This window comes from Mechercharimyces mesophilus, from assembly GCF_059818345.1.
In genome coordinates this window covers 132,721-154,197 of sequence record NZ_JCBAPH010000002.1, presented here as the reverse complement: position 1 = coordinate 154,197, position 21,477 = coordinate 132,721, and the positions used below count along the sequence as shown (strand labels likewise).

Here is a 21,477-nt window from a genome sequence, read left to right as displayed (position 1 = left end):
GGAGTGAAAATGAAAACACCGCATATCATCGTAGCCAGTCCAATCGATCAACAGGTGGATGTGACACGTGAGTTCTTATTGTCTTTAATGGAATTGGATCAGTCCGGAATGAAAGTGGAGTACCTTTTCTATGATCACAATCGAGATCGGGAAGCGAGTCAACTACTTTGGGAGTTCTATAAAAAGCATGGGAATCGTGTGCGAATCCTTAAGGATTCTTTTCCACTAGTAGAGCAAAATTTACTGGGAAGCAGGAAGAGCAAGGAAGAACAGATAGTAACGATAGCCAAAATGAAAAACGATTTAATGGATGTGGCACGTACAGACCAGGTGGAGTACTTGTTGCTGGTCAATCCCAACTTGATCCTTCATCCGAAGACATTAGAACAACTGGTTGCTACTGACAAGGAGATTGTTTCACCCGTCTTTTGGATCGATTGGAATTTGGGGGCTGAGCGTGTCCCGCAAGTATGGCGAGACACACCTGCTTCAGATTTTCATGCACAATTGCACACAGCGGGTCTCTATGAAGTAGATGGAATAGGAGGCTGTTTATTAATCCGTCGTGACGCATTGGAGAAGGGAGTGAAGTTCCCTGAGGATGGGAGCGTCTCCCAAGGAGAAGACCTCGCTTTTAGTCGGATGGCGAAAGCATTGGGCTTTTCCCTCTATGTAGATACAACTTATCCGTTGTACCACATCCATCGTCTCACGGATCTACATGGAATTTTAGATTATAAGCGCAAGAGCAGGATGACCGATCGAGCAGAACAAGAACAGATTTCGATCAGCCTCTGCATGATTGTCAAAAATGAAGAGGAAGTCTTGGCGCGTTGTCTTTCTTCTGTTGCAGGAATTGTGGATGAGATCAATATTGTGGATACCGGTTCTACTGACCGTACCAAAGAGGTTGCAGCACAGTTTACCGACCGTATTTTCGATTTTGAATGGATCGATGATTTTGCGGCCGCTCGTAATGAATCGTTTCGCCATGCTACCAAGGAATACATTATGTGGATGGATGCTGATGATGTTTTACGCGAGGAAGACCTTGAAAAGTTTATGCAACTGAAGAAGAATCTCGATCGATCTGTGGACAGTGTCAGCATGGCGTATCATCTTTACTTCGATGATCATGGACAAGTGAACACCATTCTAAGACGCAATCGATTGGTAAGGCGTTCGTGTGGGTTTCAATGGGAAGGCCTGGTTCACGAAAATTTATTGGTAGCAGGAAATGTTTACCACAGTGATATTGCACTCGTGCATAAAAAAGAGAAAGAGCGAACAGATCGGAACCTAAACATTTTTCACATACAGATGGAGAAGGGGAAAGATTTATCTGCTCGTGATCTGTTCTTCTATGCGAATGAACTGCGAGACAAGGAGCGCTATGAAGAAGCCGTAACGTGTTACAAACGCTATCTAAGCTATAAGGATGGTGATCGCTCCAATCAAGTTTATGCTTGCTTGCGCATGGCTGAAAGCTATTACCTCATGCATGAGCGCGATCAGGCTCTCTATTATGCACTCAAAACGCTGGAATATGATCTACCTCAAGGGGAAGCTTGCAGTCGTATCGCTCATTTCTTCTTTGTTGAAGGTCGCTTTGCGGAAGCTGCTTATTGGTATGAAATGGTTACAGAACTACCGAAACCAGAAGACAGCTATGCGAACGTTGAGATTGACCTTTGGACTTGGTACCCTCATCTTCAATTGTGCTGTTGTTACGAACGACTAGGTGATCTACAAAAAGCGAAGTACCATAATGATCAAGCCTTTTCCTATCATCCGAATCACCCTTCTATCCAACAAAACAAGGCGGCGTTTGACAGACTGGGTATACAATAATTTTGCCAGCGAAGATATACGGAGTTGTCTGTGAGACAGAGTGGAATAAACTCTCTGTTTTTGCAAATCCATAGAAAGGGAAGGTGTTCGCAAGATGTTAATTAAAGAAATTGAGCCCATTATCAGTCGTTTTGAACAACTGAATTGGGCCAAAGATGACTCCCAACTGAGCCAAAGTGCGCTTGTGCATATCTGTCGGAGGTTAGAAAAGGAGCGCGAGGCACCGTACCAACTCCTTGAATTGGGTGGAGGAGCCTCTACGCTTTTTTGGAAGACATTTTGCGAAGAGAAAGTCATCCCTCTTTCCATCACTACCGTGGATCATCGACCGGATTGGTCTAACTTACTTTCGCAAAATACGGAGTATTTGCAAGAGATGAACTTGCATTGTTGCTCATTAAAACAAGTGAGTCAAGAGGAGTGGGAAGCGCTCTTTACGAAGCCGAGAGAGGCTTACTCTTATTGGAAGGAATGTGGGAAGCCTCTCCCTGCCTCGAGGTCTGATTTTATTACTATTTCGCACACCTTTTATGATCAGCTCGATTGCTTACAACTAGAAGAAGAGTCGATTGATATCTTGGTGGTAGACGGTCCGCACGGCAATGGCCGTTCTCTTGCTTTTCCACTGTTTTACAAACATTTGAAGCCCGATGGGCTCATTCTGATCGATGACTTTGATCGATATTCTCACTTAGAGGATCTCAGTCGCTTGTTTACTTACGAAGAGCTTTATCGCGATGTACGTCGTTTTCACCGCTGGATCCTTCTTCGCTTAACAGGTCGAAAGGAGAAGCTTCTTTCCTAAAGACGTCCTATAAAAAAGCCATCCACATCGATGTGGATGGCTTTACTTGATATCGGCGCCTACAGCGGCAGTGATCGAAGAGAAGCCGTCTCGTTCTAGAAGTGAGAGCAACTCTTGGTTGATCGAACGAGCGATGAGAGGTCCGCGATAGATCATTCCTGTGTACACTTGAATGAGCCTGGCACCTGCTCGGATCTTCTCATAGGCATCTACACCAGAAAAGACGCCACCGACTCCAATGATTGGTACTTTCCCTTTACTGAGGGTAGCTATCGTACGAATCATATCTGTGGATCGAGCGGTGAGAGGTGAACCGCTTAGTCCTCCTGCTTCGTCCTTGTGGATGCCCGTTAGTCCACGGCGATCCAAAGTGGTATTGGTAGCGATAAAACCATCTAACCCGAGTGTGAGGGTGGTATCGATGATGGCTTCCAAGTGCTCTTGCGCAATGTCGGGAGACAATTTCAACAAGATGGGCCGTTTCTCTCCACAGGTTTCCATTAAATGTTCGCGTTCCTTAACGACTGCAGAGAGCAATTGCTCCAATGCCTCCGCCTGTTGTAGATCCCTGAGCCCCTTTGTATTGGGTGAACTGATGTTGATCACAAAATAATCGCCATAACGGTAGAGAGTACGGAGGCCAAGGCAATAATCCTGAGCTGCCTCTTCGTTAGGAGTATCTTTGTTTTTTCCCAGGTTGATACCAATAGGAACATTGGGTCGAGGGAGTTGTTCGAAGGAGGTGACAGCTTGCTCTACACCATGATTATTAAACCCCATTCGGTTGATGATTGCCTGATCTTCTACTAGCCGAAACAGACGAGGAGTGGGATTACCACTTTGTGGTCGCGGGGTTAAGGTTCCCACTTCGACAAACCCAAACCCCATGGCGGCAAGAGCTGGATAGATGGCTGCATGTTTGTCAAAGCCAGCAGCTAGACCGACAGGGTTAGGAAACGACTGATTAAAACACGATGTTTCTAGACGTGCGTCCTCTAGCGATAAGGTGCGGTGCATAGAAGAAAGCGCGAACGAAGAAGCTTGTAAACGCGTGAGATTTTTAACGGTCCAATGATGAGCTTGTTCTGGATCAAGCCGAAACAACCATTTTTTTAAAGATGCATACACCAATTTAGATTCCTTTCGTGAATCATTCAAGTTCATTCTTAGTAAGTAGCATACCACAATTTACAGTAAAAAGCCGACAAGGAGGCAAAGTGTACCGAGTACGGTGCATTCGATAACTCCGCTTCTTTTGCGGATTACCAGCAAAAGGGAAAAGAAAAAGAAGAGAGCACCTACGGTGAGAAAAAGTTTGTCCATGCCTGTCCCTCCTCGAACGTCGTCAGGGGAAGCCCTCTATTCAGCTAAAGTTTTGTTGGGTTACTCGTCCGTGCTCATGAACATCATATCATGCGCTCCTAGTGGAGACGAGAGGGGAAGGACGTTTTTACTTAAGCGGGTAGTGCTATAATGAGAAGAGGGAGGATTAGCCATGAAAATTCCATTTGTTACACAAAATGAAGGGAAATTAGAAGAGGCAACAACCGTATTAGAAAACTACGGATGGGAAGTGATTCCTTACTCTCTTCCATTAGCCGAGCCGGATCTAGAGACAGTTGAAGCGGTTGCAAAGGAGAAGTTGCGGCAAATTCGCGCGGAAGGTTTTACGCGTGCCATTGTGGATGATGCAGGTATTTTCTTTGTCGCCTATCACCAGTTTCCAGGTGTTTTAACCAAACGTATCTTTCAGCGAATCGGCTATAAGGGCGTAATGAAACTTTTACAGGGAGAAACACGTAAGGCCTACTTTTTAGGGACGATTGCCGCTGTATGGGACAATGATACGGCGATTTTTACAGCAAAAACACCGGGGACTGTGATTGAGGCAAAACCAGAGGAGATTACACCTGTACCAGGGCTTCCTTTTGATCCGATCTTTGTACCGGAAGGGGAAGAAAAGGTTTTTGCGGATTTGGATCCGAAAAGGCGCTTTGCCCATTCTTATCGTCGCAAAGCACTGGACTGCTTTGCCGAATGGATGATAGAGAAAGAGAGGGGGGCACAAAGCTGAGAACTCCGCTCTATGCTTAGAATTGAAGAAAAGGGAAGACAAGGATGCGCCATTAATGATAAAATGTTATAAATATTTGGTTTCGGAGGGTTCATCATGGATGGTCATCGGGCAATGATATTTACGGGAACCTCTCATCCTGAACTGGCGCGTAACATTGCCGATCAACTAGGAACAAGATTAGGAAGTGCTCGTGTCGATCGCTTCCAGAGTGGGGAAGTGTATGTCCATTATGAAGAAAGTGTTCGAAATGCGGATGTATACCTGATTCAGACGATGTCCCATCCCATTAATGATATCTTGATGGAATTATTAATAATGGCAGATGCAGCGAGGCGTGCATCTGCCGGAAGCGTGAACGCTGTTATTCCCTACTTTGGTTATGCACGCCAGGAAAAAAAAGATGCTCCGCGCGAACCGATTTCTGCTAAGGTTGTGGCTGATCTTTTACAGACTGTGGGTATTAATCGTGTGATTACCATCGACCTCCATGCGCCAGCTATCCAAGGCTTCTTTCATATTCCAGTCGATCATTTAACTGCATTGGATCGGATAACGGAGTACTTACGCAAGCAGGATATTCAGCATCCCGTGGTCGTCTCTCCAGATGCGGGCAGAGTGAAGATGGCGGAAAAGTTAGCAACTTATTTGGATGCTCCCTTTGCGGTCATGTTAAAGAAGCGTCCGAACCGTCATGTAGCCAGTATTACGCATATCGTAGGAGAAGTAAGCGGACATACTCCGATCATTATTGAAGATATGATCGATACGGGAGGGACGATTATCAATGTGGTGGATCATCTGCGGGAGAAAGGGGCCAATAAAGCATACATATGTGCTACTCACCCTATCTTTTCGGGTCCTGCTCTGCAGCGACTAGAGCACGATTGGATCGAACGTGTATTGATTACTGACACTTTGCCCCTGCAAAAACCACTCTCTCAACCTTCTTATGAAGTGTTGCCCATCGCCCCGCTTTTAAGCGAAGCCATCCGTTTAATTCAAACAGGTGGTTCCATCAGTACGATGTTCCGTTCTGGGATGTGATTCAAAAAAAAGTGTGGTATACTTTTGCAAAGTACTTTACCACCGATAGGGTGGGATGATGAATATGAAGAGACAATCCATTACATGGGAAGAAGATAAAACGAATGTGGTACGTCTACGTTTGGATGCGGCCTTCTTTTTTGAAAGAGCTGTGCGTTCTCTAGACAAACACCATTACGATAAAGCACTCAAATACTTTCGGATTGCAGCAGAGAAAGAGCCACAAAATGCTGTGAATCACTGCAATTTAGCAGGAATACTTTCCGAAATGGGCAGATACGAAGAATCGAACGAGGTTCTCCATACGGTGATTACCGAGGTAGACTCTTCTCTTTACGAGTGCCATTTTTATATGGCGAACAATGCTGCCAACATGGAGGATTTTGAACAAGCAGAAGCTTTTCTCCTTCTTTATCTACAGGATGATCCTGATGGGGAATTTGCAGATGAAGCAGAAGAGATGCTGGAGATGTTGGCCTTTGAATTAGGACGTGAGGTGCGCAAACCTGCTGAGCGAGAGGACTGGTTGCGTCGGCATGAAGAGGCGCGAACGGATCTAGAAGAGAACCGCTTTGGCAAAGCCATCTCTGTATTAAGTGAAATTATTGCCGATTATCCTGATTTTTTGGCTGCACGAAATAACTTATCATTAGCATATTATTATATAGGGAAGTTAGAAAAGGCGATCGAAACAGTACGAGAAGTATTAGAACGTGACCCTTCCAACCTGCATGCACTTTGCAATTTAACGGTTTTTTATGAGCAGACGAAGGAGTATACGAAAAAAGCAACATTAGTAGCCGTTTTGAAGAAGGTTGTGCCTCTTCAACCGGAGCATATGTATAAATTGGCGACGACGATGGGGGTATTGGGAGAGCATGAAGTGGCTTATCGTGAATTTTCTCGCCTAGTGATATTGGAGAGTGACCCTGAACCGAGTTTGTATCACTATGCAGCTGTGGCCTCTCTTCATGTGGGGAGATTCCAAAAAGCTCGCCATTATTGGGCACATCTTCATTCGCTTGATAAGAGAGACAAGGTAGCTTCTTTTTATCTCGATCTCCTTCCGATCTTGATTAGGAAGGATAAAGACGCGCGAATCGAGATTGACTATCATTACCAGCTTCCTTATATGGATTTATTGCATAAGCCGTTTGATGCCCTACCACTCTTCATTGGTCAGGTACCGCTTTTCCGTGCAATGCTGGATTGGCTCCTTTATCACGGAGAAGAAGCCGATCGCCTGCGCGTCATTCGTCTATGGGGATGGATAGCAGATGAAGAGGCTGAAGCGCAACTACGTGCATTTCTCGTGGTTAAGGAAGAGATGATGTTGCTCAAACAAGCGGCACTGTTGGCACTCTGCCAGATGGAAGCAACCCCTCCTTATCGATTGTGGTTTCAGGGGAAAGAGCAAGAGCTGGACTCGCTTCCATTAGGAAAAGCATCTGATCAGTGGCAACGTGTCCTTCACTGCTGTTTAGAACGAATGCAGCAGGATTACTCAAAAAAACAAATAAGGGACGCTCAAGCAATCTGGTTTTCCTTTATTCAACAGCCAGATCCACTTCCTCCGCTACGTAAAGAAGAAGGATGGGCGGCTGCGATTGAGTATATGGTTGCCAAGAAACACGGTATTCCCGTGACGCAAATTCATCTGGCACAAAAGTACCGCATTTCAACCTCCACCATTCGGAGTAAGATTCAAGTCATTGAAACGAAGATCTCAGCCAACAATGGAGGGGTATTCACTTAAGAGGGATGTGGCGAATGATGAAAAAACTAGATGGACAAACGATGGCAAGTTTCATCGCATCGGAAGCAGTCGTCGTAGAATTTCAAGCGGATTGGTGCGTAGATTGTAAGCGGGTTGCTTCGGCGGTAGAGAGTGCAGAGAAAGATTTTCGAGCGGACTATCAGTTTGGCGTGATTGATGTGGATGAATCGCGTCAAATAGCAGAAAAATACCAAGTGAAAGGCATACCTACCTTTATTCTTTTTCGAGCTGGAGAAGAGGTAGGGAGGCTCCCTAGCCGTGAGGCGAAAACACAGGAACAGATCGAAAATTTCTTAGGAAAATATCGAAAATAAAAGGGGAGCCTTGCGCTTCCTTTTATTTTCGTGAGGGTAGATAGACAGGATTGAATAACTTTTTATTGGGGAAGAAAGAAAGAGGGCAACTTTGCCTTAAGAAACGAACGATTGTGGAAAGGTGACTGATACCATGACGGAAGAACAAATTTACGATTGTATTATTATTGGTGCAGGCCCTGCTGGCATGACAGCCGCTGTATACACTGCCCGCGCTAATTTGCATACGATGATGTTGGAACGAGGAGTACCAGGGGGACAGATGGCCAATACCGAAGATATTGAGAACTACCCTGGCTTTGATCATATACTGGGTCCAGACCTTTCGAATAAGATGATGGAGCATGCGAAGAAGTTTGGTGCGAAGTATCAATACGGTGCAGTCTCAGGCATTGAGGAAGAAGGTCCTTATAAACGAGTGCACGCGGGGAAGAAAAGTTATTTAACGAAGGCGGTTATTATTAGTTCCGGGGCCGAACACAAAAAATTGGGCGTGGAGGGCGAAGACCGGCTATCTGGTAGAGGGGTTTCCTACTGTGCTGTCTGTGATGGTGCCTTTTTCAAGGATAAGAAGGTTTACGTAATCGGTGGCGGTGATTCTGCTGTTGAAGAAGGATCTTTCCTCACGAAATTTGCTTCCAGCGTTACGGTTATCCATCGCCGTGGCGAATTACGTGCACAACAAATCCTTCAGGAACGCGCTTTCCAGAATGAGAAAATGGACTTTATCTGGGATACCGCTTTGGAAGAGATCCAAGGAGAAGACAAAGTAGAATCAATTAAAATACGCAATCGCAAGACGGATGAAGTAAAGGAACTGTCCGCAGATGGCGTCTTTATCTATATTGGGATGGACCCGCTAACGGATTGGGCAAGTGACCTCGGAATCACCAATGAAGCAGGTTACATTGAAACAAATGAACGTATGCATACGCGCATGAAAGGTGTTTTTGCCGCTGGGGATGTGCGAGAAAAAACCTTGCGTCAAGTCGTGACGGCAACCGGGGACGGTAGTATCGCTGCGATGGAACTGCAACAATATGTGGAAGAGCTTGAAGAGCAATTGAAAGAGGGGTCTCATTCTACATCTAAAAGTTAGATAATAACCCAAAGAGTAAAGGCCTCCATTTGCTCGTAAGAAAAGGGGTATGAGAACATGTTGGAAGATGCGCGTTACTTATTTTCTCAAGAAATTGCTCCTCTGATCACAAACAAAGAAAAGGCAGTTACGGTTAGACCAGAGTGGAGCCTAGATCGTGCGCTTTTGGTATTGACGCGTAAAGGATACTCTTCTGTTCCAGTCATTAGTGAAACAAGTGTGGTAGAAGGCATCATCAGTAAGACGGATATTCTGGATTATATGATGACGAGTCACGAAATTGACTTCTCTCAATTAAAACAACATCAAGTACGTGATGCGATGGATGAGAATCATGGCGCCATCTTGCCTAATTCCATTTTCTCCTTTGCGTTTGAGGTGTTGACTGATCGCTCCTATATTCCTGTGGTGGATTTGCAACATCAGTTTATTGGGGTGCTCACCCGAAAAGCAGTAATGCAGCAGGTTACGAAGTATTTCCAGCAGGAGTTTATGCAAGCGATAACACAAGAAAGACAAGAGAAAGTAACGGGATCGCTTTGACCATAATCGAACGAATCTACTGGGAATGAAGCATCGAATCAACGACACTTCTGATGGAGTGCGAAAAGGGGGGATAGATGGAAATATGAAAGAAAAACAGCGTGAAATTCAATTAGTCGTTATCACAGGAATGTCAGGAGCAGGGAAAACCGTTGCTGTGCAAAGCCTGGAAGACCTTGGTTTTTTCTGTATTGACAACTTACCATCCGTTTTGCTACCCAAGTTTGTGGATCTGATTGAACAATCGGGAGGACAACTAAGAAGAGCCGCCCTTGTGATCGATATAAGGGGACGTGATTTCTTCTCTTCCCTCGTCAGCACCTTAGATAAATTGGGAGATCATGGGATAAAATATCAAATCCTTTTTCTTGATGCAGATGATGCAACCCTGGTACGACGGTATAAGGAAACACGTCGCCATCATCCCCTATCTCCAGATGGAACACCACTCGAAGGGATCCATCGTGAACGAAAATTGTTGGATGAGATTAAAGGTCGGGCGCATGATGTGGTGAATACGAGTCGATTGAAACCGGGAGAGTTAAAGGAGAAACTTATCCATCAATTTAGTCAAGAACAGCCTCAACTGTCTGTCATGTTCCTCTCCTTTGGCTTCAAACATGGATTGCCACTCGATGTAGATTTGGTGTTTGATGTCCGCTTTCTTCCAAACCCTCATTACGTCCAGTCCCTTCGACCTCGTACGGGGAAAGACGAAGAGGTATATGATTACGTGATGAAGTGGCCAGAAACACAGTTATTTCTGAGCAAGCTGGAAGATCTTCTTACCTTTCTAATCCCACATTATCATCGTGAAGGAAAGTCACAATTGGTGATTGGGATTGGGTGTACCGGTGGAAAGCATCGTTCTGTTGCGATTGCTGAGTACCTTCACCACCAGTTCCGCGAGCATGAGCGCTGTCAAGTTGCTCATCGGGACGCAGAGAAAGACCGGTAAGTTAGGTTGGCAAGAAAGAGAGGTGAATGGAAGATGGGAGGAAAGCATGAGTCCCACGTGGTGGTGATTGGTGGTGGTACGGGGCTAGGTGTTTTATTACGCGGGTTAAAACAGCATCCGTTGGAGCTGACAGCGATTGTAACGGTCGCTGATGATGGAGGGAGCTCTGGTCGACTACGAAATGATCTACAAATGCCTCCACCTGGGGATATCCGTAATGTCTTGCTCGCTTTAGCTGATGCGGAGCCCCTGTTGAAATCGATATTTGAACATCGTTTTCAAAATGGCAATGGTTTGCGGGGACATGCACTAGGCAACTTGATTTTAGCGGCGATGAAGGAAATTACAGGGGATTTCACGCAAGCGATTAAAGAATTGAGTCAGGTGTTGGCGGTCCGTGGTCGTGTTCTTCCAGCTAGTGAACAAGATGTCGTCTTGTCAGCAGAAATGGAGGACGGGACCATTGTGCGGGGGGAATCACAAATTCCGAAGGCTGGGAAAAAAATTCGGAAAGTTTTTTTAGAACCGCCTGAACCACGTCCGCTAGAAGAAGCTCTCGTGGCGATTGCGGAAGCGGATGTTATTGTTATCGGACCCGGAAGCCTTTTTACCAGCGTGCTTCCCAACCTGTTAGTAAAAGAGATGGCAATCTCTCTTCAGCAGGCGCGTGCAAGTAAAGTTTACATCGGGAATGTCATGACACAACCCGGAGAAACGGACGGTTACTCGATGTATGACCACCTCGCCGCGATCGATCGACATATCGGTATGCGTATCGTGGATACTGTGTTGGTTAATAACAAAATCGCTGCTCCTTCCCTGTTGAAGCCTTATGTTGAAGAGGGTGCTGAGCCGGTTTATCCTGATGTGGATCGGCTAAGACAGAGCGGATATCGCGTGATTGAAGACAATTTTATTCAATATCACGACCAGGTTATTCGCCATAATATGGAGCGTTTAAGTCAACATATTTTACGGCTAGTACAAGAGATGTAAATTCTAGCGGGTGAACGAGAGAAGGAATGAGCCATGTCCTTTACGGGTAGGATGAAAAACGAACTGAGCCGAATTGCACTTTCTCCTTGTTGTGCACGTGCAGAACTGTCTGCGATTGTCCGTGTCATTGGATCGCTGTCGATCTATGACAAGAGGTTAGTATTGGATCTATATACAGAGAACGCATCCATTGCACGTAGGATCTTTAGTCTATTTAAGCAGTTGTATGAAGTACAACCCGAAGTCATGGTGCGTAAAAAAGCCAGACTAAAAAAGAACAATGTGTATAACGTGCGGGTAGTGGAAAAAGCCAGTGCAATTTTGGAGCACTTGAGAATCATGAAAACAGGTGTAGAGCGGTTGCGGGGCATCCAAACCGAATTGATCCAAGACGAGTGTTGCCGTCGCTCGTATCTGCGTGGTGCATTTTTAGCGGGTGGATCCGTCAATAACCCGGATAGTGGCTCTTATCACCTTGAAATCATTTCGACGTACTATGACCATGCTGATTCCTTGTGCGAATTAATGGAAATTTATCATTTGCACGCAAAAGTGATTGAACGGAAAAAAGGATATGTGGTTTACTTGAAAGAAGCAGATAAGATTGGTGAGTTAGTAAACTTGATTGGTGCTCATCAGTCTCTACTTCAGTTTGAAGATGTACGCATCATGAAGGATATGCGTAACTCTGTCAACCGATTGGTCAATTGCGAAACGGCTAACTTGAACAAAACAATTCAAGCCAGTATGCGTCAAGTGGAAAATATTCGTCTGATTGAACGTGAGATGGGTCTGGAAGAGTTGCCGGAGCGATTGCGGGAGGTTGCGGAAGCGCGTATCCGTTATCCGGATGTTAGTTTGACGGAATTGGGGAAGCTTTTGCCGATCCAAGTGAGCAAGTCGGCTGTTAATCATCGTTTGCGTAAAATTAATGACATCGCCGACCGGGTGAAAAAAATGAATGGAGAGGGTTACACCGGCTCGGACGAAATGGATGCACATAAATAAAGAAAGGGGTGTGGGTGATGGTGGACAAGGTAGTGACGGTGCAACTGGATACCGGCTTACATGCACGCCCTGCGGCTCGATTTGTACAAGAGGCCAATAGATTTGCTTCAGAGATATTCATCGAGAAGGACGGGAAAAAAGTAAATGCTAAGAGTATTATGGGCGTGATGAGCTTAGCTGTGGCAAAGGGTGCAAAGATGAAAATTACGGCGAGTGGAACAGATGAAGTGGAAGCGGTTGAGCGGTTGTCGCAACTGATTGAACACGAGCGCATGCAATAGGAAAGCATCCCTTATGAGCTGCCATCCTGTGTGGTAGCTTTTTGATTCTTAAGCTTAGCTCATCTTCATCTAGATGAAATTTGGGCGTGTTGCTAAGACGTTTGTATTTATCTAAAAACGGTTATAACAACTACAGGTTGTGATACAGGAGGCGCATATGGAGGGACATCATTCAGTTACATCACTTATGATCGTGGTGACTGCCGCTTTTCTCATCCCGATCATCTTGCACCGCTTTAAGCTAAGATTTATCCCGGTGGTTGTAGCTGAGATCATCATTGGGATTGTCTTGGGGAAAAGTGGGTTTCAAGTTATTCATGAAGATCAATTTCTTGAATTGCTTTCTACCCTTGGTATTATCTATTTGATGTTTTTAAGTGGCTTGGAGATCGACTTTGATCTCATTCAGAAAAGTAATAAGAAGAAGGATAAAAAAGCAGGAAATCCCATTGTGATCAGCGTGGTTAGCTTCCTCACCATTCTGGTGCTCTCTTTTGGTATGGCTTGGATCATTCATGCACTCGGATTTGTGGATGATGTCTTCTTTATGACATTAATCATCTCGACGATCTCGGTAAGTATAGCCCTGCCGATTCTAAAAGATAAAGGTTTTTTGGAGACCACCTATGGTCAGTCCATCTTGCTAACAGCCGTGATCGCCGACTTTGTTACTATGCTGTTGTTAGCCGTTCATGTTTCACTTATTCGCTCTGGAGAAAGTGTTGCCAGCACTTTGTGGCTGTTGTTGCTCTTTGTTGCTTTCTTTGTGGTCTATCGCTTAATTCAGATTTTCAAACCTTTTAACCTTACGGAACGCCTGAAGGTGGAGACGATCTCGATCGGAACACGGGGTGTGTTTGCTCTCATCTTGTTCTTCGTTGCCTTATCGGAAGGGGTAGGTGCGGAGAATATCTTAGGCTCTTTCCTTGCAGGTGTCATTCTCTCGCTGATGTATCCAAGCAAACCGTTTTTACAACAACTAAATGCATTTGGATATGGGTTTCTGATTCCCATTTTCTTCGTGATGGTGGGAGCGGAACTGGATTTAGGAGGGTTACTTCAAGAGCCAAAAGCATTGTTGATGCTACCGCTCTTACTCTTCGCGGCGTATTTTTCTCGGTCTATAACTGTACTCGTTTTTCGTCGCTGGTTTTCGTGGCGGCAGTCGCTGGGTTCTGGATTGCTATTAAGTTCCCAGTTAAGTTTGGTGATTGCTGCGGCGGCCATTGGGATTGAGATTGGTATCATTGACGATACGATGAATACGGCTCTGGTCTTAGCGGCTGTACTGACGACGCTCATTTCTCCCATTCTGTTTCAAAGGATGCTACCGGATCGACAGACCGAGTGCAAACAGCAAGTTTCCTTGGTAGGGATCAATATGGTCACCTTAACATTAGCCCAGGACTTGTATAACGATTGTTACCGAGTATCTGTTTATGGTTCGGATAAGTCAAACTTAGAGTCAAATAACGAGCGTCCTTACCCGATTATTCAATTGCCGACAATTAATCAGGAAGCATTAGAGAAGGAGCAGGTATTTGATAGCGATATTATTGTCTTCTTCACAAATGACGATGAAAAAAATGTAGAACTTGCCATCGCTGCTGAACAGGCGGGAGTAGAGCAAGTTGTTGCCAGAAGAGAGGATAAAGCCAGCTTGCAATTACCCAAGGACTCGAAAATCCACCTGTTCTCCTCTTTTCTTGCCAATAAAACGTTGCTCCTCTCTTTGATTGAGCATCCCTCTCTGGTGACGATGTTGTCGGAGAGCGAAGGATATATGCAGGAGATTCCGCTCTTGAACGAACGCTTTCATAACCGGAAGGTACGTGACTTACAATTCCTCGGCGATACCTTGATCATTCGCGTATTCCGAGGAGAAGAGGTGATCATTCCCCAGGGGGATACCATTCTTCTCTCGGGAGATCGTCTGATTATCAGTGGGACGCCAGAGCATGTTCAGCGTTTACGTGAGATGTTGATTTAGAGTGTGTCAGAAGAGCTCATACAAATGGATGGTGGAAAGTGGTGCCTTTCCATGCGGGCGTTGTTCTATAGAACAATAGACCAAAGGGAGGCACCGCTTGCCATTGTGACGTGGATAGAAGAGGGTTTAGCCACTCTTCTGTCATGCGATCAGATGACGAAATATTTGTACATAGATTGTTCATTCTCTTTGAAGTCTGAATATACTCTCCAAGAGAGGAGGAATGTCTTCATGACAAAAGCGAGGAACCGGTTGATAAACGGAGCTTTTCAAGACGGAGGACTCTTTCCTTGGAAAGAGAGCAATGCTGCGCTGATCTCTTTTGCTTCGAGAGAGGAGCAGAGTGATTATCGCGTTTACCTGTTTGGGGGTAGAGCGGAATCTTCCCTCTGCCAAGAGATTGCAATTGAGCCAGGGGAGTGCTTTCAACTGCGGCTGTCGATTGCGAAAAGCAACCCGAAACCAGAGCCGACGATTGAAATTCAATGGACGTATCTATCTGCTGAGGATGAGTGTGTGGGCATTGGCCTGGATGTGGTGTTGGATGATCATGAATTACCAGTAGGGAAAACAGGTGATTTCAAAACAATAGATTATAGAAGCTCTCCTGCGCCGGATCATGCGGTGAAAGCATGTTTCACCATCAGGAAGAAAGCTTTCGCACGGGGAGCGGGAATTTTGTTGGATGGGGTAGAGGTATGTTTACTCGAAAAGCCATCTATTCAGGCGGCGAGCAGTGGGGCTTTATTGGAACAAACAAAAGATAGCGTCTCCGTGGGAGATACGAACGTATTTGATATCGTTAAGTCTGGTTTCTCGGGTGAAGAAATTTTCAACTTTGTCTTAACACCGACTACACAGTCTACCGTTGACCATTCGTTGACGTTGGTTAATCAGGTCGTTGCAGGTGTTCCTGTGGGTGGGGTTTCCACTGAAAAACCGGTGTTTACTTCAGATGGAAAACTGGCCTATGTCATTCTCGATGACGAAAATCAAGTGGTGGTGATGGATGTAATCGCCTGTCAAGTGGTGGCTACAATCGATGTGGGTATGGGGCCTGCGGCCATCGTTATCAGTCCAGATGATCGATATGTTTATGTTTCTAACAAAACAGATAACTCTGTTTCCGTGATTGAGGTGGCAACACAGAGCATTTTAACGACGATCATAGATGGAATAGGGGAAAGCCCGGGTCCACTTGTTGCCACGCCAGATAACCAGGCCATCTATGTCTCCAATGAAGGATCAGATTATCTATCTGTGATTCGGGTCTCGGACAACAAGGTAAGCGTTCAGGTGGAAGTAGATGGATCTCCGAGAGATCTAGCCATGAATACCATGGGAACGACCATCTATGTTGCCTCTACTAGTAATGTGATTGATGTTGTCGATGTCGCTACCCATACCACTGTGGATAATGTGGTTATCTTTCAACCAGAGTTGATTGCGGTTACCCCAGACGATTCCTTGGTGTATGTATTGACGAATAAGATGGCTGATACGCAAGTGGGTCTTATTTCTGTAATTGATGCTTCTGACAACTCCCTAATTAAACAATTCGAACTCGAAGATCCGGTTGATTTTGTTATCCGACCAGATAATCAATTTATCTACATCACCAATAATCGGAGTGAGGAGCTAGCCGAACTGGTTGTGGTTCGTACGAAAGATCAATCGATACTGGCAGAAGATATTGTGGTGGAGGGACCTGTAGGATCGGTAGATATTACACCGAGTGGGACGTTTGTCTATTTTGTTGCTAATCATACCGTTGTGGTGGTCTATACAGAAAACAACACCTTTGCTCCCTCACAGCTTTCGATCGACCGTCCGCTTAATGTTGCGGTATCTCCTTACTTAGCACAGAATATTGAAGGATAAAGAAACAGCCTTGATAAATAGATATGGAGGATGGTGAGCAGGAACAGCGCCCGAGTTAGAAAACGCTCGTGTCTGTGTCATATGCCTTTAATCTTCTAAATAGAATAAGGACCTTCTCACGTTTCGTTGAGAAGGTCCTTGCTGTTTTAAGACGAAGTTTACGCTTTCGTTGATGGTGGACGAGCGATCACTTCATCAACCAGTCCATATTTTTTGGCTTCATCTGCTTCTAAAAAGAAGTCACGATCCGTATCTTTTGCGATTTTATCTAATTTTTGTCCCGTTTGTTCAGCTAACATCTTATTAATTTTATCGCGCATGGCCAGGATCCGCTTGGCACCGATTTCAATATCGGTCGCTTGACCACGTGCGCCTCCTAATGGCTGGTGAATCATTACTTCACTGTTAGGAAGAGCATAACGCTTACCGGGAGTTCCAGAGGAAAGGAGGAAAGCCCCCATCGATGCCGCCATCCCCACACAAATGGTTTGTACATCGCATTTGACCAACTTCATCGTATCATAGATGGCAAAGCCTGCGGTGATCGAGCCACCGGGCGAATTGATGTATAAGTGAATATCTTTTTCAGGATCATCGGCACTCAAGAAAAGCAATTGCGCCACGACGGTGTTCGCCACAGCATCGTTAATCTCACTTCCAATGAAGATGATCCGATCCTTTAACAGGCGGGAGTAAATATCGTAGGAACGTTCACCACGGTTGGTTTGTTCGACAACATAAGGGATTAAGTTCATGACAATGTTCCCTCCTTCATAGGTTTATCACGACTTAGTGTAATCATAAACTAAAAGGTCAATAAAGGTCAAATGTTTTTTTGCTCCTTCAAACAATATATACCCAAATATGAAAAAATACACTCCTAGAGAAGCTTCGAAGGAGTGTATTTTCATCCGTTATACGATTGGCGCGCCTACCAGGATTCGAACCTGGGCACCTGGTTCCGGAGACCAGTGCTCTATCCCCTGAGCTATAGGCGCATAGAATGTATCTTTTCTTAACAACAAAAATCATTATAACTCATTTGAAAGAGAAAGGCAAGAGGTGTTCCTTCTCTAACGATGGGGAGAAGGATTTTTTTGTAAATAGAAAGAAGAGCACCTTTTTCTCTCACTTTACTCTACTTATGATAAGATAAAGATACAAGTGAAAAACTGGTGGCATCCTTGAGGGGAGTTGCCACATACAATAAAGAAATGAATGAAGCGGAGGTGAGTATCAACCGATGACTCTCTCCATGGGGTATGGATTTCGCCAAGAACAGAAACTGAGTATGACGATGACTCCTCAACTGCGCCAAGCACTTCATATCTTACAGCTACCGGCGTATGATTTGCTCACTTTTCTGCACGAGAAGGTCGTGGATAATCCCTTATTAGAAGCGGAAGAACCATTTGAAGCGCGGGAGCGCGATGAGATGGAAGCGTGGCTTAAGGTGCAAACAGGAGGAAGCCCTGCCCTTGCACAAAAAAGTGTGCAGACAGAATCTCAGGTGGAGCGCTATCCTGAAGCGGCGGAATCATTGTCTAGTTACCTGGAGAATCAATTACGTGAGTTGGCATTGGATCCTGAGCAAGTGAAGGTATGTCAGCATCTGATTGGCAATCTCGATGAAAAAGGTTATCTTCAAGCAGAGAAGGAAAGAATATGTAAGCGCTTTCATCTAAGCGGAGCAACCTATGAAGGATGTTTGCAAATTGTACAATCGCTGGATCCTGCAGGAATTGGAGCTCGTACTTTAGCTGAATGTTTGGAGCTACAGTTATTACGCCAAGTAGTAGTAGATGACGTGGCACTATCGATTGTTCGTCATCACCTCAGTGATGTAGCCAAAAATCGTTTACAAAAGATCGCCAGTTCGCGAAATGTAACGTTGTCACGAGTGCAGCAGGCGATCGACCAAATTACGCTGTTGGATCCGCGTCCGGGGTCGGCTTATGTGACGGATCCACCTCGATACCTTATTCCTGATGTTATTGTGCATTGGAGCGAGGGTGAGTACGAGGTGTCTGTTCATGAACCGTATTTACCTCGTCTGCGTGTTAGTTCTTACTACGAACAACTCATGCGGACACAAGATGAGGCGGCACAGCAGGCCACTCGCTATTTAGAAAATCGTTTTCATGCTGCAAAGTGGCTTCTGAAAAATTTGGAACAACGTCGAATCACCCTTACACGGGTTAGCGATTGCATTGTGCGCAAGCAACGAGATTTCTTTGAAAATGGCAAAGGCTTGATTAAACCGCTTACGCTACAACAGGTGGCAAAAGAACTTTCCATTCACGAATCTACAGTGAGTCGGGCAACGCAACATAAGTATATGCAGACACCGTATGGGATTTATCCTTTTCGTTTCTTTTTCCCAGCTAGACTGGCAACGGATACTGGAGGAGATGCTTCCGCTTATCAAGTAAAAGAGTGGGTAGAGCGTATGATTGCTGAAGAGAATAAAGAAAAACCTCTATCGGATCAAAAGATTGCTTCCTTAATATCGGAGAAAGGGATTCAGATATCGAGAAGGACGGTGACCAAATACCGTGAAGAAATGCGAATTGCGTCTTCTACCCATAGACGGCGCTATGAATGATGGTGTAGAATAGAAGGTGAGAAAAGTAAGCAATATCCTGCCTTCTTTTTTTTGCTGATATCGGGACATATTTTGAACACCGGGACATTTTAGGTCCCTCTAGGGGGTGGATCATGAATATTAACGAGTTGATTGGTCTCCAACAAGTCTTGATTCCGGATGCATTAGAGAAGATGTCCCAACGATATGAGATTTTGCGCCATCTTCAATGGAAACAGCCAGTAGGGCGACGCGGACTTGCGCAAGCGATGAAGGTGAGTGAGCGTATCTTACGGGCGGAAGTGGAGCTCTTACGTGAGTTGGACTTGATTTCGATTCAAGCACAGGGAATGACGTTGGCTCCTCGTGGAAACCGAATCTTGGATAGGTTAGAACCAGTGATGAAGGAGTTAACTGGATTAACTGAGCTAGAGGATCAATTGTGTTTTCACTTGAATCTCGAAGAGGTGGTTGTTGTTCCAGGGAATGCTGACGAGATGGAGGCGACCAAGCAAGAGATGGGACAGGCGGGGGCGAAACTCGTGCAACAAACGGCCAGCGCAGATAGTGTGATTGCGGTTGCAGGCGGGACGGCGATGGCGGCGGTGGCAGAGCGTATGATCCCTTCTTCTACCTTGCGCACATGTACCTTCGTTCCTGCCCGTGGAGGATTGGGTGAAGCGGTTGAATTGGAGGCAGACTACATTGTATCCAACATGGCCAAACATTCAGGTGGGAAATATCAATTGATGCATTTACCCGATCAGTTGAGTGAGGATGCCTATGAAGTGATCGCGCGCGAGCCGCATGTGGAGAGAGTGTTAAAGGATATACGTTCTGCTAGCCTCGTTATTCATGGAATTGGAGAGGCGGAAGCGATGGCGATGCGTCGCAACCTTCCTGCGCGAGAGATGATGCAATTACGTAGCGCGGGAGCTGTCGGTGAAGCTTTTGGCTATTATGTGGATCGTGGCGGTGAAGTGGTATATAAAAGCCGCACGGTCGGACTTCAGATTGAGGATTTGCGACGCGTTCAAACAGTGATTGCGGTAGCAGGTGGTGCAAGTAAAGCCGAAGCGATTGCAGCGATCTGTGCCACAATGAAAACAAACCGGCTCATCACGGATGAAGCGGCCGCACGCGCAATGCTGGATCAACAGAAATAAGAAGGAACACATTAAGGAAGAATGATGGAGGAGGATGACAACATGCAAAAAACAAAAATTGGCATTAACGGATTTGGACGAATCGGACGCTGTGTCTTTCGGGCGATGTTAAATCACCCTGAGGTAGAAGTGGTGGCGATTAATGATTTAACGGATGCGGACAGTTTGGCTCATTTACTAAAGTACGATTCGATACATGGACGTTTAGATGTGTCAGTGGAAGCGACAGCCAATGGCATTATGGTAGATGGAAAGGCCATACATGTCTATGCAGAGCGTGACCCAGCACAACTTCCTTGGAGTGAGCAGGGCGTGGAAATTGTGATTGAATCTACGGGTCGCTTTACGCAAAGAGAAGATGCAGCGAAGCACCTACAAGGTGGGGCGAAGAAGGTGATTATCTCCGCTCCTGCTAAAGATGAGGATTTAACGATTGTGATGGGAGTAAACGAAGGTCAATATGATCCACATCAGCATCAGGTAGTCTCTAACGCTTCTTGTACGACCAACTGTATGGCACCTGTCGTTAAAGTACTTCATGAGTTGTACGGCATCCGGCGTGGTTTGATGACAACGGTTCATTCCTATACCAATGACCAACAAATATTGGATCTACCTCATAAAGATATGCGACGTGCTCGTGCGGCAGGGATGTCCATCATTCCTACAACGACGGGGGCGGCCAAAGCGGTAGGGAAAGTATTGCCTGAACTGGACGGGAAATTAAACGGTTTTGCTATGCGTGTTCCGACGCCCAATGTGTCCGTGGTCGATTTCGTGGCGGAGCTAGAGAAAGATGTAACCGTAGATGAGGTGAATGGAGCGTTGCAACAGGCAGCAGAAGGCGATCTAAAAGGAATTTTGGCTTTCTCGGATGAACCTTTGGTTTCGCGTGACTACTATGGTGATGCTCATTCTTCTATTGTAGATGGTCTGACGACGATGACGATGGAAGGGAACATGGTGAAGGTAGTTGCTTGGTACGATAACGAATGGGGTTATTCGAGTCGGGTAGTAGATCTAGCGGCATATATGGCGAAGCAAGGGTTATAAAATGATGGATTGGATCAAGACAAAAAGCTGAGGGCGGGAGAAAACAACTC

At 45.5% G+C, this 21,477-nt stretch carries 20 protein-coding genes and 1 tRNA gene; 17 read left to right on the top strand and 4 right to left on the bottom strand.

Annotation, left to right across the window (positions count from 1 at the left end; genetic code table 11):
• Positions 1 to 9: 9 nt before the first annotated feature.
• Positions 10 to 1,851, top strand: coding sequence for a glycosyltransferase family 2 protein (locus AC6RGY_RS08435; protein ID WP_499861752.1), 1,842 nt, complete (start codon positions 10 to 12; stop codon positions 1,849 to 1,851).
• 94 nt (positions 1,852 to 1,945) lie between these two features.
• Entirely contained in the window at positions 1,946 to 2,656 is a 711-nt protein-coding gene (locus AC6RGY_RS08430) for a class I SAM-dependent methyltransferase (RefSeq protein ID WP_499861751.1), read from the top strand.
• 42 nt (positions 2,657 to 2,698) lie between these two features.
• Here AC6RGY_RS08430 and AC6RGY_RS08425 read toward each other — a convergent pair whose 3' ends face one another.
• Together AC6RGY_RS08425 and AC6RGY_RS08420 are read right to left on the bottom strand one after the other, a co-directional pair.
• Positions 2,699 to 3,784 (bottom strand): quinone-dependent dihydroorotate dehydrogenase, encoded by a 1,086-nt coding sequence (locus AC6RGY_RS08425; protein ID WP_499861749.1) that lies wholly within the window; start codon positions 3,782 to 3,784, stop codon positions 2,699 to 2,701.
• A 60-nt stretch (positions 3,785 to 3,844) separates the two neighbouring features.
• Positions 3,845 to 3,979 carry a hypothetical protein gene (locus AC6RGY_RS08420; RefSeq protein ID WP_499861747.1) on the bottom strand — a complete coding sequence of 45 codons (135 nt, stop codon included), beginning with the start codon at positions 3,977 to 3,979 and terminating at the stop codon, positions 3,845 to 3,847.
• A gap of 172 nt (positions 3,980 to 4,151) precedes the next feature.
• Here AC6RGY_RS08420 and AC6RGY_RS08415 point away from each other — a divergent pair, with 172 nt between their 5' ends.
• From AC6RGY_RS08415 to AC6RGY_RS08360, 12 genes are all read left to right on the top strand, one after another.
• Positions 4,152 to 4,730 carry a non-canonical purine NTP pyrophosphatase gene (locus tag AC6RGY_RS08415; protein ID WP_499861745.1) on the top strand — a complete coding sequence of 193 codons (579 nt, stop codon included), beginning with the start codon at positions 4,152 to 4,154 and terminating at the stop codon, positions 4,728 to 4,730.
• Positions 4,731 to 4,826: 96 nt separating this feature from the next.
• Complete coding sequence (locus tag AC6RGY_RS08410; RefSeq protein WP_499861743.1) at positions 4,827 to 5,777, top strand: ribose-phosphate diphosphokinase; 951 nt, start codon at positions 4,827 to 4,829, stop codon at positions 5,775 to 5,777.
• Positions 5,778 to 5,841: 64 nt separating this feature from the next.
• On the top strand, positions 5,842 to 7,533 hold the full coding sequence (locus AC6RGY_RS08405) for a tetratricopeptide repeat protein (RefSeq protein WP_499861741.1): 1,692 nt from the start codon (positions 5,842 to 5,844) through the stop codon (positions 7,531 to 7,533).
• A 14-nt stretch (positions 7,534 to 7,547) separates the two neighbouring features.
• Complete coding sequence (locus AC6RGY_RS08400; protein WP_499861740.1) at positions 7,548 to 7,868, top strand: thioredoxin family protein; 321 nt, start codon at positions 7,548 to 7,550, stop codon at positions 7,866 to 7,868.
• A 133-nt stretch (positions 7,869 to 8,001) separates the two neighbouring features.
• Positions 8,002 to 8,967, top strand: coding sequence for a thioredoxin-disulfide reductase (trxB, locus tag AC6RGY_RS08395; protein ID WP_499861738.1), 966 nt, complete (start codon positions 8,002 to 8,004; stop codon positions 8,965 to 8,967).
• 57 nt (positions 8,968 to 9,024) lie between these two features.
• Positions 9,025 to 9,510 (top strand): CBS domain-containing protein, encoded by a 486-nt coding sequence (locus tag AC6RGY_RS08390; RefSeq protein ID WP_499861736.1) that lies wholly within the window; start codon positions 9,025 to 9,027, stop codon positions 9,508 to 9,510.
• A gap of 85 nt (positions 9,511 to 9,595) precedes the next feature.
• Complete coding sequence (rapZ, locus tag AC6RGY_RS08385; protein ID WP_499861734.1) at positions 9,596 to 10,468, top strand: RNase adapter RapZ; 873 nt, start codon at positions 9,596 to 9,598, stop codon at positions 10,466 to 10,468.
• Positions 10,469 to 10,501: 33 nt separating this feature from the next.
• The gene (mgfK, locus tag AC6RGY_RS08380; RefSeq protein WP_499861730.1) at positions 10,502 to 11,464 is read left to right on the top strand and encodes a gluconeogenesis morphogenetic factor MgfK; all 963 of its coding nucleotides are present in this window, start codon (positions 10,502 to 10,504) and stop codon (positions 11,462 to 11,464) included.
• A gap of 33 nt (positions 11,465 to 11,497) precedes the next feature.
• On the top strand, positions 11,498 to 12,472 hold the full coding sequence (gene whiA, locus AC6RGY_RS08375) for a DNA-binding protein WhiA (RefSeq protein ID WP_499861726.1): 975 nt from the start codon (positions 11,498 to 11,500) through the stop codon (positions 12,470 to 12,472).
• A gap of 17 nt (positions 12,473 to 12,489) precedes the next feature.
• Positions 12,490 to 12,753, top strand: a complete 264-nt coding sequence (locus AC6RGY_RS08370) for an HPr family phosphocarrier protein (protein WP_499861724.1) — start codon at positions 12,490 to 12,492, stop codon at positions 12,751 to 12,753.
• A gap of 157 nt (positions 12,754 to 12,910) precedes the next feature.
• The gene (locus AC6RGY_RS08365; RefSeq protein WP_499861721.1) at positions 12,911 to 14,743 is read left to right on the top strand and encodes a monovalent cation:proton antiporter family protein; all 1,833 of its coding nucleotides are present in this window, start codon (positions 12,911 to 12,913) and stop codon (positions 14,741 to 14,743) included.
• Positions 14,744 to 14,974: 231 nt separating this feature from the next.
• A complete protein-coding gene (locus AC6RGY_RS08360; protein ID WP_499861719.1) occupies positions 14,975 to 16,624 on the top strand; it encodes an NTTRR-F1 domain in 1,650 nt (549 codons plus the stop codon).
• 158 nt (positions 16,625 to 16,782) lie between these two features.
• On the opposite strand, the gene clpP is transcribed toward AC6RGY_RS08360, so the two are convergent.
• Positions 16,783 to 17,379, bottom strand: a complete 597-nt coding sequence (gene clpP / locus AC6RGY_RS08355) for an ATP-dependent Clp endopeptidase proteolytic subunit ClpP (RefSeq protein ID WP_499861717.1) — start codon at positions 17,377 to 17,379, stop codon at positions 16,783 to 16,785.
• 168 nt (positions 17,380 to 17,547) lie between these two features.
• Positions 17,548 to 17,622, bottom strand: a tRNA-Arg gene (locus tag AC6RGY_RS08350).
• Between the two features lie 245 nt (positions 17,623 to 17,867).
• On the opposite strand from AC6RGY_RS08350, the gene rpoN reads away from it, so the two are divergent.
• From rpoN to gap, 3 genes are all read left to right on the top strand, one after another.
• Complete coding sequence (gene rpoN / locus AC6RGY_RS08345; protein ID WP_499861715.1) at positions 17,868 to 19,229, top strand: RNA polymerase factor sigma-54; 1,362 nt, start codon at positions 17,868 to 17,870, stop codon at positions 19,227 to 19,229.
• A gap of 113 nt (positions 19,230 to 19,342) precedes the next feature.
• Positions 19,343 to 20,374, top strand: coding sequence for a sugar-binding transcriptional regulator (locus AC6RGY_RS08340; RefSeq protein ID WP_499861713.1), 1,032 nt, complete (start codon positions 19,343 to 19,345; stop codon positions 20,372 to 20,374).
• Between the two features lie 42 nt (positions 20,375 to 20,416).
• Complete coding sequence (gene gap / locus AC6RGY_RS08335; protein WP_499861710.1) at positions 20,417 to 21,427, top strand: type I glyceraldehyde-3-phosphate dehydrogenase; 1,011 nt, start codon at positions 20,417 to 20,419, stop codon at positions 21,425 to 21,427.
• Positions 21,428 to 21,477 lie beyond the last annotated feature (50 nt).